This is a genomic window from Streptomyces sp. NPDC005574, from assembly GCF_040605435.1.
Classification (GTDB): Bacteria; Actinomycetota; Actinomycetes; order Streptomycetales; family Streptomycetaceae; genus Streptomyces.
Genome location: NZ_JBEXCW010000055.1, coordinates 39,854 through 55,123, shown reverse-complemented (window position 1 = coordinate 55,123; position 15,270 = coordinate 39,854). Strand labels below are relative to the sequence as shown.

Genomic DNA, 15,270 nt, shown 5'->3' with positions numbered 1-15,270 from the left:
TGTCATGGCGGCGATCGTATCCCTGCGGCACCTCTTGACGAACCCTCTCCACGCCGCGCCGCACACCGCCGCGCCGCACACCGCCGCGCCGCACACCGCCGTGGCGCAGACCGGCCGCCTCTACCAGCTCGTCCACCTGGCGGCCGCCCTCGCCGAATCGGTGACCGTGCGTGACCTCGTGGAGCTGGTCGCCGACCAGATACTGCCCGCCTACGGCGCCCAGGGTCTGGTCCTGTCCGCCGCCGACGCGGGACGCCTGAAGATCATCGGTCACCACGGCTACCCGCCCGACGTCGTGGAGCGCCTCGACGCCCTGCCGCTGGACACCCGTCTCACGCCCGCCGGCCAAGTACTGTCCGACGGCACCCCCGCCTTCTTCGGCGACCCGGCCGACCTGGCCCGCAGCTACCCGGACGCCCCGCAGATCAGCGGCAAGCGGGCCTGGGCCTTCCTCCCCCTGATCATCACCGGACGCCCGGTGGGCTGCTGCATCATGTCGTACGACCATGCTCACACCTTCACCGCCGACGAGCGTGCCGTCCTGACCTCCCTGGCCGGTCTCATGGCCCAGGCCCTCGACCGCGCCCGCCTCTACGACACCAAGCACCGCCTCGTCCACGAGCTCCAGCGGGCGCTGCTGCCGCGCACCCTGCCCACCCTGACCGGTCTCGACGTCGCCGCCCGCTACCTGCCCGCCGGCCACGGCCTGGAGGTCGGCGGCGACTTCTACGACCTGCTCCGCCTCGACGACACCACGGCCGCCGCGGTCATCGGCGACGTGGAGGGCCACTCCGTCGCCGCGGCCGCCCTCATGGGACAGGTCCGTACCGCCATCCACGCCCACGCCACCGCCGGCGCGAGCCCCGACGAGGTCCTCGCCCGCACCAACCGTCTCCTCGCCGACCTGGACTCCGACCTGCTCGTCGCCTGTCTCTACGCCCAGCTCGACCTCGCCCGCCACCGGCTCAGCCTCGCCAGCGCCGGACACATGCCGCCCCTGCTGCGGCAGGCCCCGCACCGCGCCGGCGTCCTGGACATCGACCCCGGCCCCCTCCTCGGCGTCGACACGCGGGCCCGTTACCCGGTCGTCTCCGCCTCCCTCCCGCCGGGCGCCGTGCTCGCCCTGCACACGGACGGGCTGGTCGAGCTGCCCGGCCGTGACGTCGCGCGGACCACCGCCGACCTCGTCCGGCACCTCGCGGAGGCCGACGACGAGGACACCGGACACCTCATCGACGGCCTCCTCCACCGTGCGTGGCCGGCGGGTGGGTACACCGACGACGTCACCGTGCTCATGCTGAGGGCCCATCCGCTCGGGTGACGGGTCAGTGCCTGCTCCACGGGCCCACCGGCCGGGTCACTGCCCGGTCTGCGGGCCCCACTCCTCCGGTCCCACCCCGCGCCAGTCGATCCAGACGGCCTCCGTCACCTCCGACGGGTCGATCTCCAGCCCCGCCCGGCGCAGGAACTCCGCCACGTCGACCACGTTGTGCGCCAGACCGAGGATCTCGCCGTCCACACGCACCCGCCGGCCACCCGTGGGCGACGGCGGGTGCACGATCACGCGAATCGCCGACATGCCTCAATGATCGTCCGGACCGTCCTGGCCCGCATCCGGACCGAACGGCGGCACCCGGCGCCCCGCCTGCGGTGACGCGTCAGCTGTGGGAGACGTTCAGACCGTAGAAGGCGACCCGCGCTCCCTTGGTGGTGCTGTCGGAGGACGACTGGTTGTAGGAGCCGGCCTTGAAGTACTGCTTGTAGGGGAAGAACGACGACGGGATCGGGTAGTGCGTGGTGCTGCCGTTGACGGTGAGGTCGATGGTGTCGCCCCCGGAGACGGCGATGGTGTAGCTCCACGTCTTGCCGACCGACACGTGTCCCACGGTGTGCGTGGTCTGGCCGCCGGAGGGGGAGTTCTCGGTGCCGATGACGATGTCGCCGCTGGAACGGTAGTAGAGCTCCATGAGCGGCTTCGTCGACGAGCCGCCGGAGCCCAGGTGTATCTGTCCGACGCACACGTTGGAGGTGACCGACACGACGCGCAGTGTCGCGCTCAGCTTGTGGCTGCCGCCCAGGGACCAGTCCGCCGCGCTCCCGCTGCGGTTCATCTCCCTCAACTCGGATCGGGCGTAGTTGGAGTTGGGGGTGGTGACGCCCTTCTCGGGCGCCCAGAAGGTCATCGCGCCGTCCCGGGTGTCGGTGTAGAAGTACGCGTCCTGGAAGCCGCCCGCTCCCTGGAGGCGGGCCGAGGAGATGGTCGTGGGGGAGCCGGGGGAGCCCACCGGTTCCTGCAACTGCCAGGTCGACAGGTCGAAGTTGCCGCCGGGTGCGACCTTCGGATCGGCCGCGCCCGCGCTGCCGGTGCCCAGGAGGGTGACCACGGTGACGACGCCCGCGACGGTGGTCGCGGCCAGAGCTCTGGAACGGATCATGTTCACGTCCTCGGTGATGTGGGGGAAGGGAGAGGAGCGCCGTGGATTCGCCGTCCGGGAGTTCATGAACGTGAACGATGAGCGCACCCGTGAACCCTGTTGTGGGCGGTGACGCTAAAGGTCCGGACCAATCCCGTCAAGAGGTCGCGCGCCGAAAGCGTGCTGACCCTGCTCGCGGTGCCGTCGCTGCGGACCGGCCGTGAACGAACGGGAAATCATGGACGCCTCCGGCCGGCTTGCGCACACTTCGACGAGCCGTCCGCCCTCGACCGAACGGCGTGCGCGTCCTGTGAGGATTTCGTCGCCGACTGCCGGACAGGGGTGGAGTTTAAGCATGTAGATGGTGATCTGGAAGTGTCCTTCTCGTGACGCGGTATTGCGCGGAATTCCGCCGTGCAGTAACTAGGTGAAGCGTGAATCTTTTCAGTCGTGGCACGTCAACCCGTCACCAGGCGCCCTTCGCCGCGCCGAGGACCGCTGTCGCCGACGCGCGGGACCGGGCCCGTTCCGCCGTACTCGATCCGGACCTGGCGGCACTCACCGGGGAATGGGCGATCGATCCGGCGCACAGCCGAATCGGCTTCTCCGTACGGCACGCCATGGTGACGACGGTGCGCGGAGCGTTCACGGAGTACCAGAGCCGCCTTTACTTCGACGGGCGCGACCCGGCCCGTTCCCGGGCCGAGATCGTGCTGTCCACGGCGAGCGTCGACACCGGCGTCGAGCAGCGCGACGCCCACCTGGTGGGCCGGGACTTCCTGGACGCCGCGACCTATCCGCGGATGCGGTTCGCCAGCACCGCCGTCCAGATGGCGGGAAGCGACGTCTACCGGATGACCGGGGACCTCACCATCAAGGACGTCGCCCGGCCCGTCGTCCTGGAACTCACCTACATAGGCCACGTCGACGACCCCTTCGGCTACCAGCGGGTCGGCTTCGACGGTACGACGACCATCAACCGCTCCGACTGGGGCCTGACGTACAACAGCCGGCTGGCCGAAGGCGGTGCCATGGTGAGCGAGAAGGTACGGCTCCAGTTCGACATCGCCGCCATCCGTACGGCGCCCGTGAGCTGACCGCGCCGGCCGGCCGAAGGCGGTCCGGCGCCGCGCCAGGGACCGTCAGGAGGTGCGGGCGCGGAGGCGACGCAGCATGCGCGGGTCCTCGAAGCCGACCGAGCGGGCGGCGGCGGCGACCGTCGTGCCGTGCCCGATGAGGTATTCGGCACGCTCCACCCGCAGGGTCTGCTGGTAGCGCAGCGGGGTGAGTCCGGTGGCGCCGGCGAAGAGACGGGTGAGGGTGCGCTCGCTCACGCCGACGGCCGAGGCCAGCGCGGGCAACGGCAGCGGCCGGTCGAAGCGGGCGTCGATCAGGTCCTGGGCGCGGTGCACCGTGTCGTCGAGGTGGGAACGGTGCCGGAGCATCGCGCTGGACTGCGGCTCGTCGCCGTTGCGCCGGGCGTAGACCACCATGTTGCGCGCCACCTGGGCCGCGACGGCCGGGCCGTGCCGGGCCGCGACCAGGTGCAGGGCCAGATCGATGCCGCTGGCGATGCCGGCCGAGGTGATCACCCGGTCGTCGCAGGTGAAGAGGACGTCGCGGACGACGGTCGCCGCGGGATGGCGCCGGGCCAGGGTGTCCTGCACCTCGTGATGGGTGGTGCAGCGGCGGCCGTCGAGCAGGCCGGCCTGGCCGAGCGCCTCGGCTCCGGCGCACACGCTGGCCACCGTGCCGCCCCTGCCGTGATGGTCCCGCAGGACGTCGAGGGGAGCGGCGCCGATGACCGGTACGTCGGTGCGGCCGCCCGTGCGCCAGCCCGGCACCACGATCAGGTCGTCGGCGGTGAGCTCGGGCCAGTCGGGTGCGGCGACCAACGGCAGACCCTGCGCGGTGGGGACCACCGGTCGCTCGGCGACGTAGGAGAGCGTGTAGCGGTGCCCGAAGTCGGCGGCCGTGGAGAAGACCTGCGCGGGGCCGGCCAGGTCCAGCAGATGGACTCCGGGCACCAGGAAGAAGACGACGTGGCTCACGATCCGGTCATCATGCCCGACGGTCGGCCGCGGCTTCCAGTTCGCCGACCGTGGCGATGGTCGCGAAGCGTCCGGCGAGGGCGTACTCGGTGCGCCTGATGATCTCCTCGGCGGACAGCGTGCGCGGGTCGGCCAGCAGTTCGGCGACGCTCAGTCCGGCGGGCGCGTCACGGTGCGCGACGGGGTTGGTCGCGGTGGCGTCGACGACGAACGTGACCTCGTAGCCGAGGTCCGAGGCGACGCGGGTGGTGGTCTCCACGCACTGCTCGGTGCGGATGCCGCAGACGGTGAGTTCGCGGATGCCGCGGGCGGTCAGCAGTTGCTGGAGGTTGGTGGTGGTGAAGGCGTTGTGGGAGGTCTTGTGGAGCAGGGGTTCCCCCTCCGCCCGGTGCAGCTCCTCCAGCAGCCGGACGTGTCCCAGGGCGGGGTCGAAGACGTCGCCGCTGCCGGGCTCGGAGTGCAGCACCCACACCACCAGGTCCCCGGCCTCCCGGGCGAGCCGGACGAGGCGGTCCACACGGTCGGCGATCTTCGGGTCGGAGATGGTCGCCCACAGGGGGCGGGCGCGGAAGGACTCCTGGACATCGATGACGATCAGTGCTCGGGTCATGCCTCCCAGCCTGCTGCCCGGCGGCGGCCGGCGACAGGCAGCATCGGGTCCGGCAGCGGACCGATCCGGTCAGCCGGAGGCCCCTCCGTGCGGTGCGTGGCCCGACGGTACCTCGTCCGGCAGGCTCCCGCGCAGCGCCCGCGCGGTGGTCGAGGGGTCGTAGCCCTCTGGGACACCCGCGACCAGGATGATGTCGCCCTCGATGTGCCGGGAACGCAGGGGGGCGATCTCCCGGTAGGCGGGCGAGTCCCACCACTCCCGCGCCTGCGCGAGGGCCGGGAACCCGATGACGACGACATGCCCGGGCCAGGCGCCCTCCTTCACCTCGTGCCCGGCGCCGTGCACCAGGAAGCGGCCGCCGTACGGCGCGAAGGTCGCGGTGATGCGGTCGATGTAGTCGGCGATCTCCCGGTGCGGGGTGGCTTCTCGCAGGTGGGCTATCGCGTAGGCGGTCATGGCGGTCCTTCCGGTCGGTCGGTCTCCCTGTGCCGACGACTGTGCCGCTCGCACCCACGGCCGGTCGATGACCCCGGAGGTAATGCCCCCGGCCGGCTCAGGCCAGCTTGCGGCAGTAGAGCGCGTCCGGGGTCTTCGCCGAACCGATCCGGCCGGTGTAGGCGATCCCGGCCGCGTACTCGTCGCTCGCGCACTGCCCCTTGTACCGGCCGTCGGCGAACTCGCCGCCCCTGGGTGCCGGGCCCCGGTTGTCGCCCCGGTCGAACCACACCGTACGGCTGCTCGTGCCCAGCTTCCCGGCCGGCGCCGCCGTGCACAGGGCGGTGGAGACGGCCGAGCCGCGCACGCTGTAGCCACTCAGGAACTGGCCGTCGGCGCACTGGAGTTTCGTGTACCCCGAGGCCCAGTCCTGGCCCGCGGCGACGTGCCGCTCGTCGACGACGACCTCGTGTGCGGCGGACGCGGCCCCCAGCGCGCCGGTGGTCACGTCGGAGCACAGGCCCCGGTTGCCGGTGTGGCTGAGGCCGAGCAGCCGCTGCCCGTCGGGGCAGGCGGCCTTGCGGGCACCCGGGTCCCAGTCGGGAAGGGCCCGCATGCGCCGCGACGCGACGAAGTCACCGTGGTCGGGGCTCAGCATGGACCAGTCCGGCACGGGATCGATGTGGCCGGTCCGGCTGTCGGCCTCGATGAGCCGGGTCCAGGCGGCGGCCCGCCAGTCGTCGCCGTCGTACAGGCCCATCCGGTGGCCGGCGGCGTCCCAGTGCAGCAGCGCCCAGCCGTTGCCCTTGCGGTTCTCGTGCCAGCCGACCAGCGGCCAGTACGCGAAGTCGGCGTCGGTGCGGATCAGTTGGTCGACGAAGTGCTCGAACCACGCGCGCTGCGCCACCCCGGTCTCGTCGCGGCCCCCGACACCGAACTCGCTGATCCAGACGGGGGCGGTGAAGTGCTGGTCGGGTTCCGACGCCACGAAGAACGCCTGCCGGTCGAGCACCCGGACGAGTTCGGCCGGGCTCAGGTCGCGGTAGCGGGGGTCGCTGGTCTCGCCCGTGCCGGTGGCACCGCTGTGGTTCGGTCCGGTGTAGTCGTAGAAGTGCGCGGAGTACACGAGTTTGCCGGAGTCCACCAGGGTGTGGGAGAGGCGGCGCACGGGTTCCAGTGTGGGGCGTTCGTGGGGGAGTCCGTCGACCGGGATGCCGGTCCAGTTGATGCCCTCGACGATGATCAGCAGATCGGGGTTGGCCTCGGTCAGGATGCGGTCGCCGACGTGCTGGGAGGCGGCGAACCAGTCGTGGTCGTCGCCGAGTCCCCAGTTGGGGTCGTCGAGGACGGAGCGGCGCACCTCGTTGTAGAGGTCGGCGCCGACGACCCGCTTGTTGTCGCGGTAGCGGCGGGCCATGAACAGCCAGTCGCTCTCCCAGGCCTCGGTGGTCCGGCTCGCGTTCCAGCGCTCGTTGCCGTCGACGCCGCAGCACCAACGCGTCGTGTTGGTGTGGTTGTTGAGGATGACGGCGAGACCCGCGGCGGTGAGTTCGCGTACCACGACGTCGTAGACCTGCAAGGGGGTCTTTCCGCGCAGCGCGGGGTTGGCGGCGACGGCGGCGTCCGTGACGGGGCCGCCGTCGTGGATCATCTCGTTGGAGAACGGCAGCCGGATGCTGTTGACGCCGATCTCCCGGAAGCCGGCGATGATCTCGGCCATGGGGGCGCGGTCGAGGCCCAGCGGCATGCGGTGGGAGTTCTCCCCGGCGTGGTGGTCGGCGTCGTCGTCCACGCTGCCGGAACCGTTCCAGGTGCCGCTGGCGCCGTGCCAGTTGCCGGAGCGGAGCTTGAAGCGGTTGCCGTTCGCGTCCACGATCCAGCGGCCCCGCGTGCTGAGCGGGGCGGTCCAGTCCGCCGCCGCGACCTGGGGCGGGGCGGCCGACCCGGTCGCCGGCTGTGGCCCGGCCGCCGCCTCGGGGACGGACACCGTGGGCGCCACGAGAAGGACGACGGCGGCCAGAGTGGCCCTGGCGAAGGATCCACGCACGGTCGGCCTCCCGGAACGGCTTTGTCATGACGCCGTCATCATGGGGGGTGGCGGGGTATTGGTCCAGTCCTTCGGGCGCCGGATGTCCGTAGGCGGGTGAGGTTGCCGGGTGTCCGGCATGAGCAGCTGTTACTCAGGGTAACCAGTGGACGGAATGGGTGGGGTCGCGCAGGCGTTGTACGAAGCATGAGTGACGTGCCCGACGAGAAGCCCGCGCCCGCGCGTGAGCCCTCGTCGGCCCGGGAGCGACTCGTGGCCGAGCGGGCGTCGACGTGCGAGCGGATCGCGGCCCTCCAGCGCGACTTCGACGGCATCGTCGAGGCGAACGCGCTGGTCGCCGTCGACGACGAGCACGATCCGGAGGGCTCCAGCACGGCCTTCGAGCGCGCCCATGTCGCCGCCCTGCTGTCGCGGTCCCGCGAGCAGCTCGCCGAACTGGACCGCGCGCTGGACCGGCTGACGCGGGGCGACTACGGGCGGTGCGAGGAGTGCGGCGAGGCGATTCCCGAGGCTCGGCTGGAGGCGCGGCCGGGGGCGACGAAGTGTGTGCGCTGTGCGGGGGGTCGTCGTTTGTGAAACGGCGCGCTGTCCTGGGGTGGTTCTTCGGGTGCGGGGCGTGTGGGGGTTGAGGTCGTTGCGCAGTTCCCCGCGCCCCTGATGGTTCGTTGGGTGCGGGTGGGTGGGGGTTGGGGTTGTTGCGCAGTTCCCCGCACCCCTAGGAGTTCGTGGGGGCGGGCGTCTTGCGCAGTTCCCCCCTGAAAGGTCGTTGGGGAGGGGTGGGCCTCGTTCTCCGCGTGCTCCAGGACGGCCCGCTCGAACTCCGCCAGCCGCGCGTCGAACTGCGCGCTGTCGACGTCCGTCTTCTCCAGGCCGGCGAGCACCTTGTTGGCCTCCGCCTCCTCCTCGTTGCGGGCGTCGGCCTCCCGCTTGCCCGCGGTCTCCGCGGCCACGGGACGCACGATCATCTCCTCCGTGGTCTCGTGCACCGCCAGCAGCGCCCGCAGTTCGTCGAACGCCTCCCGCTTCTCCGCCCCCCGGGAGCTCTTGACCTTGGTGAACAGCTGCCGGATACGGGCGTGCTGCTCCACCCCACCCGAAGGACACGCGCCACCACAACCGACCTGACCAGGCCCTACTAGTCACCAGCACGGGCAGGGAGAAACCCCACGGATCCCGCCGTACGGCCGGAAACAGCGGGTTCCCGGGACCGCGGGGCCGGGCATGATCGCAGCCGCGCCGGGGAACCAGGAACCGCGATCGGCACCACGGCCGCGTGCGGGGCCGGGAACCGCCGTCCCGGCAGGGCGGGCGGTGTCCGCTCCCGTCGTGGTCCGCCCCCGTCCGGCCGCCGGCAGCAGCGTCCGGGCCTTCGACGAACGCCTCCGAGGAACGGATCCGTATGGAGAGTCCGCCCAGCTTCACCCTCACCGCCACCGTCCTCGACGCCCCGGACGCGCGCGCCCTGGCCGGCTTCTACGCCGAGCTGCTCAACTGGCCGGTGCGTACGGACGAAGCGGACTGGGTGACGCTCGCGCCGCCCGGCGGCGGCGCCGGCCTGTCCTTCCAGACCGAGTCCCGGTTCGTGCCTCCGACCTGGCCGGCGGAGGGCGGGGCGCAGCAGATGATGACGCACCTGGACATCGAGGTGACCGACCTGGCCTCGGCCGTCGGGCGCGCGACCGCGCTGGGCGCGTCGGTGGCCGGCTTCCAGCCGCAGGACGACGTACGGGTCATGCTCGATCCCGTCGGCCACCCGTTCTGCCTCTGGATCCGCGACGCCACCGTGTAGCCCCGACCGGACCGGAGGGCCCGGGCGCGCGGGTGCAGGGGTGCGGCCGGGCGCCGCGCGGGGGACGGGCCGACGTCGGCCACCGGGCGCCTCACCGGGTCCCAACGCGGGCGGGCTCGCGCCGGAAGCCGCCCGCGGGACTTGTGGGGCCGAAGGACGGGCTCAGGCGCGCCGGCCGCCCTTGCCCCGGACCGGCCGGACCGGGTTTGTCAGTCCCGGTGCTCGGTGGGACCCGGGGGAGCGGGCGGTTCGCCGCCGCGCGCGATGACCTCCGCGCACAGGTCCCGCAGTCTCATGTCGCGGCTCTGCGCGGTGTGACGCAGGGTCGCGAGCGCCTCCTCGCCGGTGCAGCGCTCCCGGGCCATCACGAAGCCGATCGCCTGGTTGACGACTGCGCGGTGGTGCAGCGCCTGCTGGATGTCGCGGACGACCTGCGGCGAGGCGGGCGTGCGCCGGGCGAGCAGGATGGCTCCCGTCGCCTGGGAGGCCAGGTCGCGCAGGGCCCGGCGGTCGCAGGTGTCGAAACCGTGGGGCAGCGGGGAGTAGAGGTTGAGCGCGCCGGCGACATCGGTGCGCGGCGCGATGGGCAGCGACAGTGAGGAGCGCGCCCCGCAGGCCGCGGCGAGCGAGGGGTAGTCGCCCCAGCGCTTCTCCTCCCGCAGGTCGGTGACGTCGACCTCCAGGTTGTCGCGCAGCGCCTGCAGACAGGGGCCGTCACCGAGCCCGTACTGCTTCTCGTCGAGCGCCGACGCGCTGACGCCCGCGCTGGTCACGGTCATCGGCTGACCCTCGAACTGGAGGGTGAGGCCGCATCCGTCGGCGTTCGGGGCGTAGTTCATCGCGGCCAGGGCCAGGGAGTGCAGGAAGTCGTCGAGGGTCTCGGTGTCCAGCAGGAGATCGATGATGTGCGGAAGATGCGGCTCGTCGCCTTCGTCCATCACGGCCGTCCGTTCCGCGGGCGGGTGCCCGCCGACCAGGAGGGGTGTGCGGTCGCCGAGGCGTGCGCGTTCCTGACCGCAGGCTCCCCTCGCGGTACACGGCCGCCGAGGACGGCGTCCGCACCACCCACCCTCCACCAACCCGTCACCGCATGCAACGAGCGGCCGCGATCACCCCGCCCAGCGGCAGGTGGGGCCCTCGCGCCGTGCGCGCGCGGGGCGCCGACGTGGCCGCAGGGCCGGACAGTTGCTCATCGGGCCGCCACGGCGGATCCTCGGGCACGGATGATCCTCGTACCGGGCAAGGAGCAGGCATGACGACCGACGCCACCGAGACCAGCGTCACCGACGAGGTGGTGCGGAGCCTGCGCGGGACGGCGGACCCCCGCCTGCGCGAACTGCTCACCGGCCTGGTCCGCCACCTGCACGCCTTCGCCCGCGAGACCCGTCTGACGCCGAAGGAGTGGGAGCGGGCCGTCGCGTTCCTGACGGCGACCGGACAGACGTGCACCGGCACCCGGCAGGAGTTCATCCTGCTGTCGGACGTCCTCGGCCTGTCGATGCTGGTCGAGACGGTCCACGGCGACCGCGCGGCCGGCGCCACCGAGTCGACGGTCCTCGGCCCCTTCCACATGACCCAGTCCCCGGTCCGCGCCCTCGGCGACAGCATCGACCTGGTGGGTGGCGGCGAGCCCTGCGTCGTCAGCGGCCGGGTGCGGTCCGAGGACGGCGCCCCGCTGCCGGGCGCCGTCCTCGACGTCTGGCAGGCCGACGGCGAAGGCTTCTACGACGTGCAGCGACCGGACACCCAGCCGCCGGGCAACGGCCGCGGCCTGTTCACGGCGGACGCCGAGGGCCGCTTCCGGTTCCGCACCTGTGTGCCGAGCCCCTACCCGATCCCCACGGACGGCCCGGTCGGCACGCTGCTGCGGGCCACCGGCCGGCACCCCTACCGCCCCGCGCACATCCACTTCATCGCCACCGCCGACGGCCACACGCCGGTCACCACGCACATCTTCGTGGCGGGCAGCGACCACCTCGACTCCGACGCGGTGTTCGCGGTGAAGAAGAACCTGGTCCAGGACTTCGACGTGACCGACGACCCCGCCCTGGCACGGGAGTTCGGGGTCCCGAACCCGTTCCGCCTCGCCCGCTTCGACCTCGTGCTGGAGCGTACGGCGTGAACGACCCCGGCTTCTCCTACGAGACCCGCCCGGTGCGGGTCGTCTTCCGGCCCGGCGCCGCCCGGACCGCGCCGCCGGAGGAGGCCGACCGCCTCGGCCTGCGGCGGCTCCTCGTGGTCTGCGGCAGCCGCGGCGAGAGCACCGCCCGGACCGTCGCGCGGGCCCTCGGCGACGCCTGCGCGGGCCTGCACACCGGGGCCCGTATGCATGTGCCCGCCGACACCGCCGAACGGGCCGTGGAGGAAGCCAGGGCGGCCGGCGCCGACGGGATCGTGGCGGTCGGCGGCGGCTCCGCCATCGGCCTCGGCAAGGTGATCGCCCTGCGCACCCGACTGCCGCTGATGGCCGTGCCGTCGACCTACTCCGGCTCCGAGATGACCCCCGTCTGGGGCCTGACCGAGCACGGCGTCAAACGCACCGGCCGCGACCCGGTGGTCCAGCCCCGAAGCGTCGTCTACGACCCCGAACTCACCCTGTCCCTGCCCGTACCGCTCACCGTGACCAGCGCGGTCAACGCGCTCGCCCACGCCGTCGAGTCCCTCTACGCCCCGGACACCTCGCCCCTGGTGTCGCTGATGGCGGAGGACGGCGCCCGGGCGCTGACCGAGGCCCTGCCGGTCCTGGCGAAGCGCCCCGGCGACCTCGACGCACGAGGCCGGGCCCTGTACGGGGCCTGGTTGTGCGGGACGTGCCTGGGCTCCACCACCATGGGCCTGCACCACAAGATCTGCCATGTGCTGGGCGGCACCTTCGGGTTGCCGCACGCCGAGACGCACACCGTGGTGCTCCCGTACGTCCTCGCCCACAACGCCCCCGCCGCCCCGGGAGCGGTGGCCGCGCTGCGCCGGGCGCTGGGTGCCCGGGACGTCCCGGGCGCCCTGTGGGAGCTGGCCGGAAGCCTGGGCGCGCCGCGCTCCCTGGCCGAACTCGGCCTGCGCCCGAGCGATGTGGGGGCGGCGGCCGACCAGGTGGCGGCCCAGCCGTACGCCAATCCGCGTCCGGTGACGGCGGACGAGGTCCGGGCAGTCCTCGGGGCGGCCTACGAGGGTCGGCCGCCGTCGACGCCCGAGGTGTGAGGGCCGGCGAAAGGAGCGCGGGCGGACGCGCGAAGGCCCCGACTGGACGGGGGGACCAGCCGGGGCCGTGTGCGGTGGCGTGCGGAGGGCGGTCGCCTCGCGGCGAAAGGCTCCACAGGGCTTCAGCCGAACGATCGTCCCTGTGGGCTGTGGGTAGGCCCGGGGACACTGTCCCCTCCGCGGCCACATACAGATGAACGGTCAACCAACTCTGGTTGTTCCGGCCTTGCCCCGTACCGCGTGTGAAGTGGAGCACCCCTCCCGGACACCACGACCACCGCGGACGGCCGGGGGTGAAGTCCCCGGCCGTCAGGAGCAGTCGTAGGTGAAGCGGGTGGCTGCCGTGCCGGCGGAGGGGGTCAGGACGCGCAGCGTCGCCCGGGCGCGGTAGCGACCCTCGCCCTGGAACGTCCACAGCAGGTGCACCCGTGCCTGCTTGCGGCCCGAGGGCAGCACCTCGCGCAGGACACCGGAGGTCGTGCCGTCGCTGCGCACCCAGCGGTAGGTCACGGTGCCCGGCCGGCCGTCGGTGGTGATCACGCCCGTGACGTCCACGGTGTCGTCGCAGGCCGCGGCCGACGTGCGGGAGGTGACGGACACGCTCTCCACGGTGAGACCGGTGCCCGCGCGGTACCAGGCCAGAAGCAGGACGACCACGACCAGCACCAGCAGCGGCAGGGCGTGCCGGCGCGGGTCACGACGTGGACGCGGGGCGGGCACAGCGAGGACCGGCAGGGTCGGGTGGGAACGCTGGGCGAGGGCGGCGGTCACGCCGGGCCCGAAGCGCAGCAGCGTGCCCTCGACGCGATCGGGCGGCGTGGCCTGCCTTCCGGTGGGCTCCGCGACCAGGGTGCGGTCCGGCTCAGGGCGCTGGAACCAGTGACTGCCCAGCACCGTGGCGCTGTAGTCGTCCCCGGCGGCGGCGGCGGCGGCGGGGACGGTGACGGCGGACGGCGGTTCGCCGCCGAGCCGCCGTGTGGAGTCGTCGGGCGCGGTCATCGGAGGTCGCACCGCCTCGTCAGGAGTTGCTGCGACGCGCCGCCGTCGGCGGACGCGGGGGTCGTGGTGGCCTGTACGGCCCAGTAGCAGCCCGTGCCCTGGAAGGTGTGGTCGACGGGGAGCGTGTACTGCGTGGCGCCGCTGCGGTCGAAGGTCTGCGGTGAGCCGTCCGGTGTGCCGAGCTGCCCGCTGGTGTCGCCCGTGTACCAGGAGACGGTGACGGTGACGGGGCCGGTGCCGTCCACGGTGAGGGTGACGGTCGTCGTGCCGGTGCTCGGGCCGGTCTGCCGGAAGCCGGTGACGGTGACGGACTTGACCGCGGGCGCGGCCGGCGGGGCGGACGTCGTGGGAGGCGCGGTCGTCGGCGGGGGCGTGGTCGTGGCGCCGCCGGACGGGGTCACGTCCGCGGTGGTGTCCGGGGCGGACGCCGACGCGCTGGCGGAGGCCGCCGGGTCGGAGCCGGACGCTGAGGGGCTCAGCGACCCGGTGGGGTCGGGGGACGCGGACGGACCGGCCGTCGCGGTCGCCGTGGCGGAGGCGGTGGGACCCGAGGTCACTCCGGGCCGCGCGCTGGTCGTGGCGAGCGCCTGCGCCGCCTGCGCCGTGTCCGGGTTCCCGCCGCGGGGCAGGCCGTGGGCGAGGAGGACCAGCAGGAGCGCGGCGACGACGGCCACCAGCACCCCGGGAAGGGTGGGCCGCCACGCGCGCGCCCGTCCGGCGCCCCGGACCGGTGCCGGACGCAGGACGGTCCGCGCCAAATCCGTGGTGGACTCCGTCCTGCTGCGGGCCGACGGCAGCAGCAGCGCCAGCAGCACCATGAGGGCGGCGAGCCCGGCCCGGCCGCGTTCCTCCCAGTCGGGGCCGTAGCCGCCGACCGCGGCCGCCTCCAGTTCCGCGACGAACGCCTCGGCGTGCTCGGGCCGCTCCGCCGGGGACTTGGCCAGACCACGCAGGACCAGCGGCCGTACGGCCTCGGGCACCTCCTCGAAGGGCACCGGGGAGTCGACGTGGTGCAGGGCGAGTTCGGCGAGGTTGTCGCCCGCGTACGGTTTGTGGCCCGTCAGGCACTCGAAGAAGGTCGCCGTGGCCGCGTACACGTCGCCGGCCGGTGAGGCGGGCGCTCCCGTCCACTGCTCCGGCGCCATGTAGGAGGGTGTTCCGGCGACACCGGCGCTCTCGCCGGTGCTCACCGCGATGCCGAAGTCGACGAGCTTCGACGCGCCGTCCGGCATGACCAGGACGTTCTCCGGCTTGTAGTCGCGGTGGACCACGCCGAGGCGGTGCGCGTCGGCCAGGCCGAGCAGCGAGCCCTTGAGCAGCACGAGCGCCGCCTCGGGCTCGATCGGGGCCTGCCGGGTCAGCACGGACCGCAGGGAGGCGCCGTCCACGAGCTCCATCACGATGGCGGCGCCGTCGGGGCTCTCCACGTACTCGTACAGTCCGGCGACGTAGGGGCTGTCCAGGCCGGCGAGCAGCCGTGCCTCCGCGCGGAAGTCGTGCACGAAGCCCGGGCGGGTGTGCAGCGACTCACTGAGGTACTTCACCGCGACCGGGGTGCCGGTGTCCTCGTGCACGGCGAGCACGACCCGCCCGCTCGCACCGGAGCCCAGTTCCAGCGACTCGGTGTATCCGGGAACTGCCCATGTGCTCATCCGCATTCCCCTCGGGGCCGACGTGGTTCCGGTGCGTTCCAGGCCTCAGAAGCTTCCGGCCACGGGATGACAGAC

At 73.0% G+C, this 15,270-nt stretch carries 16 protein-coding genes; 6 read left to right on the top strand and 10 right to left on the bottom strand.

Features of this window, described 5'->3' with window-relative positions; translation table 11 throughout:
• Positions 1 to 1,321: GAF domain-containing SpoIIE family protein phosphatase (locus ABZT03_RS28710; RefSeq protein WP_356044479.1), on the top strand; the 1,321-nt coding region annotated here is incomplete at its 5' end.
• A 36-nt stretch (positions 1,322 to 1,357) separates the two neighbouring features.
• Here ABZT03_RS28710 and ABZT03_RS28705 read toward each other — a convergent pair.
• Both ABZT03_RS28705 and ABZT03_RS28700 read right to left on the bottom strand, forming a co-directional pair.
• Complete coding sequence (locus ABZT03_RS28705; protein ID WP_356044477.1) at positions 1,358 to 1,579, bottom strand: hypothetical protein; 222 nt, start codon at positions 1,577 to 1,579, stop codon at positions 1,358 to 1,360.
• 79 nt (positions 1,580 to 1,658) lie between these two features.
• Positions 1,659 to 2,435 (bottom strand): polysaccharide lyase family 7 protein, encoded by a 777-nt coding sequence (locus ABZT03_RS28700; RefSeq protein ID WP_356044474.1) that lies wholly within the window; start codon positions 2,433 to 2,435, stop codon positions 1,659 to 1,661.
• 413 nt (positions 2,436 to 2,848) lie between these two features.
• Between ABZT03_RS28700 and ABZT03_RS28695 the strand changes: the two genes are divergently transcribed.
• Positions 2,849 to 3,511 (top strand): YceI family protein, encoded by a 663-nt coding sequence (locus tag ABZT03_RS28695; RefSeq protein ID WP_356044472.1) that lies wholly within the window; start codon positions 2,849 to 2,851, stop codon positions 3,509 to 3,511.
• A 45-nt stretch (positions 3,512 to 3,556) separates the two neighbouring features.
• Here ABZT03_RS28695 and ABZT03_RS28690 read toward each other — a convergent pair whose 3' ends face one another.
• The 4 genes from ABZT03_RS28690 to ABZT03_RS28675 form a co-directional block, all read right to left on the bottom strand.
• Entirely contained in the window at positions 3,557 to 4,465 is a 909-nt protein-coding gene (locus ABZT03_RS28690) for a DJ-1/PfpI family protein (protein WP_356044469.1), read from the bottom strand.
• Between the two features lie 10 nt (positions 4,466 to 4,475).
• The gene (locus ABZT03_RS28685) at positions 4,476 to 5,075 is read right to left on the bottom strand and encodes an isochorismatase family protein (RefSeq protein ID WP_356044466.1); all 600 of its coding nucleotides are present in this window, start codon (positions 5,073 to 5,075) and stop codon (positions 4,476 to 4,478) included.
• A 69-nt stretch (positions 5,076 to 5,144) separates the two neighbouring features.
• Positions 5,145 to 5,531 carry a DUF1330 domain-containing protein gene (locus ABZT03_RS28680; RefSeq protein WP_356044463.1) on the bottom strand — a complete coding sequence of 129 codons (387 nt, stop codon included), beginning with the start codon at positions 5,529 to 5,531 and terminating at the stop codon, positions 5,145 to 5,147.
• Between the two features lie 97 nt (positions 5,532 to 5,628).
• Positions 5,629 to 7,557 (bottom strand): cellulase family glycosylhydrolase, encoded by a 1,929-nt coding sequence (locus tag ABZT03_RS28675; RefSeq protein WP_356044461.1) that lies wholly within the window; start codon positions 7,555 to 7,557, stop codon positions 5,629 to 5,631.
• Positions 7,558 to 7,743: 186 nt separating this feature from the next.
• Here ABZT03_RS28675 and ABZT03_RS28670 point away from each other — a divergent pair, with 186 nt between their 5' ends.
• Positions 7,744 to 8,133, top strand: a complete 390-nt coding sequence (locus ABZT03_RS28670; RefSeq protein ID WP_356044458.1) for a TraR/DksA C4-type zinc finger protein — start codon at positions 7,744 to 7,746, stop codon at positions 8,131 to 8,133.
• On the opposite strand, the gene ABZT03_RS28665 is transcribed toward ABZT03_RS28670, so the two are convergent.
• Entirely contained in the window at positions 8,028 to 8,645 is a 618-nt protein-coding gene (locus ABZT03_RS28665) for a hemerythrin domain-containing protein (RefSeq protein WP_356044456.1), read from the bottom strand. The genes ABZT03_RS28670 and ABZT03_RS28665 overlap by 106 nt on opposite strands.
• Before the next feature lie 311 nt (positions 8,646 to 8,956).
• Here ABZT03_RS28665 and ABZT03_RS28660 point away from each other — a divergent pair, with 311 nt between their 5' ends.
• A complete protein-coding gene (locus ABZT03_RS28660; protein WP_356044453.1) occupies positions 8,957 to 9,346 on the top strand; it encodes a VOC family protein in 390 nt (129 codons plus the stop codon).
• A 209-nt stretch (positions 9,347 to 9,555) separates the two neighbouring features.
• Here ABZT03_RS28660 and ABZT03_RS28655 read toward each other — a convergent pair whose 3' ends face one another.
• On the bottom strand, positions 9,556 to 10,284 hold the full coding sequence (locus ABZT03_RS28655) for a GAF and ANTAR domain-containing protein (protein ID WP_356044450.1): 729 nt from the start codon (positions 10,282 to 10,284) through the stop codon (positions 9,556 to 9,558).
• Between the two features lie 314 nt (positions 10,285 to 10,598).
• On the opposite strand from ABZT03_RS28655, the gene ABZT03_RS28650 reads away from it, so the two are divergent.
• Together ABZT03_RS28650 and ABZT03_RS28645 are read left to right on the top strand one after the other, a co-directional pair.
• Entirely contained in the window at positions 10,599 to 11,468 is an 870-nt protein-coding gene (locus ABZT03_RS28650) for a dioxygenase (protein ID WP_356044447.1), read from the top strand.
• Positions 11,465 to 12,544 (top strand): maleylacetate reductase, encoded by a 1,080-nt coding sequence (locus ABZT03_RS28645; protein WP_356044444.1) that lies wholly within the window; start codon positions 11,465 to 11,467, stop codon positions 12,542 to 12,544. Before ABZT03_RS28650 ends, ABZT03_RS28645 begins: the two co-directional genes overlap by 4 nt.
• A 309-nt stretch (positions 12,545 to 12,853) precedes the next feature.
• Here ABZT03_RS28645 and ABZT03_RS28640 read toward each other — a convergent pair whose 3' ends face one another.
• Both ABZT03_RS28640 and ABZT03_RS28635 read right to left on the bottom strand, forming a co-directional pair.
• Complete coding sequence (locus ABZT03_RS28640) at positions 12,854 to 13,543, bottom strand: hypothetical protein (protein ID WP_356044442.1); 690 nt, start codon at positions 13,541 to 13,543, stop codon at positions 12,854 to 12,856.
• The gene (locus ABZT03_RS28635) at positions 13,540 to 15,195 is read right to left on the bottom strand and encodes a serine/threonine-protein kinase (protein WP_356044439.1); all 1,656 of its coding nucleotides are present in this window, start codon (positions 15,193 to 15,195) and stop codon (positions 13,540 to 13,542) included. Before ABZT03_RS28635 ends, ABZT03_RS28640 begins: the two co-directional genes overlap by 4 nt.
• Positions 15,196 to 15,270: the final 75 nt, after the last annotated feature.

Excerpts from the sequence above, each read along its gene's own strand:
- ABZT03_RS28650 (WP_356044447.1), top strand. The coding sequence starts at position 10,599 with ATGACGACCGACGCCACCGAGACCAGCGTCACCGACGAGGTGGTGCGG.
- ABZT03_RS28635 (WP_356044439.1), bottom strand. The coding sequence starts at position 15,195 with ATGAGCACATGGGCAGTTCCCGGATACACCGAGTCGCTGGAACTGGGC.
- ABZT03_RS28640 (WP_356044442.1), bottom strand. The coding sequence starts at position 13,543 with ATGACCGCGCCCGACGACTCCACACGGCGGCTCGGCGGCGAACCGCCG.
- ABZT03_RS28685 (WP_356044466.1), bottom strand. The coding sequence starts at position 5,075 with ATGACCCGAGCACTGATCGTCATCGATGTCCAGGAGTCCTTCCGCGCC.
- ABZT03_RS28670 (WP_356044458.1), top strand. The coding sequence starts at position 7,744 with ATGAGTGACGTGCCCGACGAGAAGCCCGCGCCCGCGCGTGAGCCCTCG.
- ABZT03_RS28660 (WP_356044453.1), top strand. The coding sequence starts at position 8,957 with ATGGAGAGTCCGCCCAGCTTCACCCTCACCGCCACCGTCCTCGACGCC.
- ABZT03_RS28680 (WP_356044463.1), bottom strand. The coding sequence starts at position 5,531 with ATGACCGCCTACGCGATAGCCCACCTGCGAGAAGCCACCCCGCACCGG.
- ABZT03_RS28700 (WP_356044474.1), bottom strand. The coding sequence starts at position 2,435 with ATGATCCGTTCCAGAGCTCTGGCCGCGACCACCGTCGCGGGCGTCGTC.
- ABZT03_RS28705 (WP_356044477.1), bottom strand. The coding sequence starts at position 1,579 with ATGTCGGCGATTCGCGTGATCGTGCACCCGCCGTCGCCCACGGGTGGC.
- ABZT03_RS28655 (WP_356044450.1), bottom strand. The coding sequence starts at position 10,284 with ATGGACGAAGGCGACGAGCCGCATCTTCCGCACATCATCGATCTCCTG.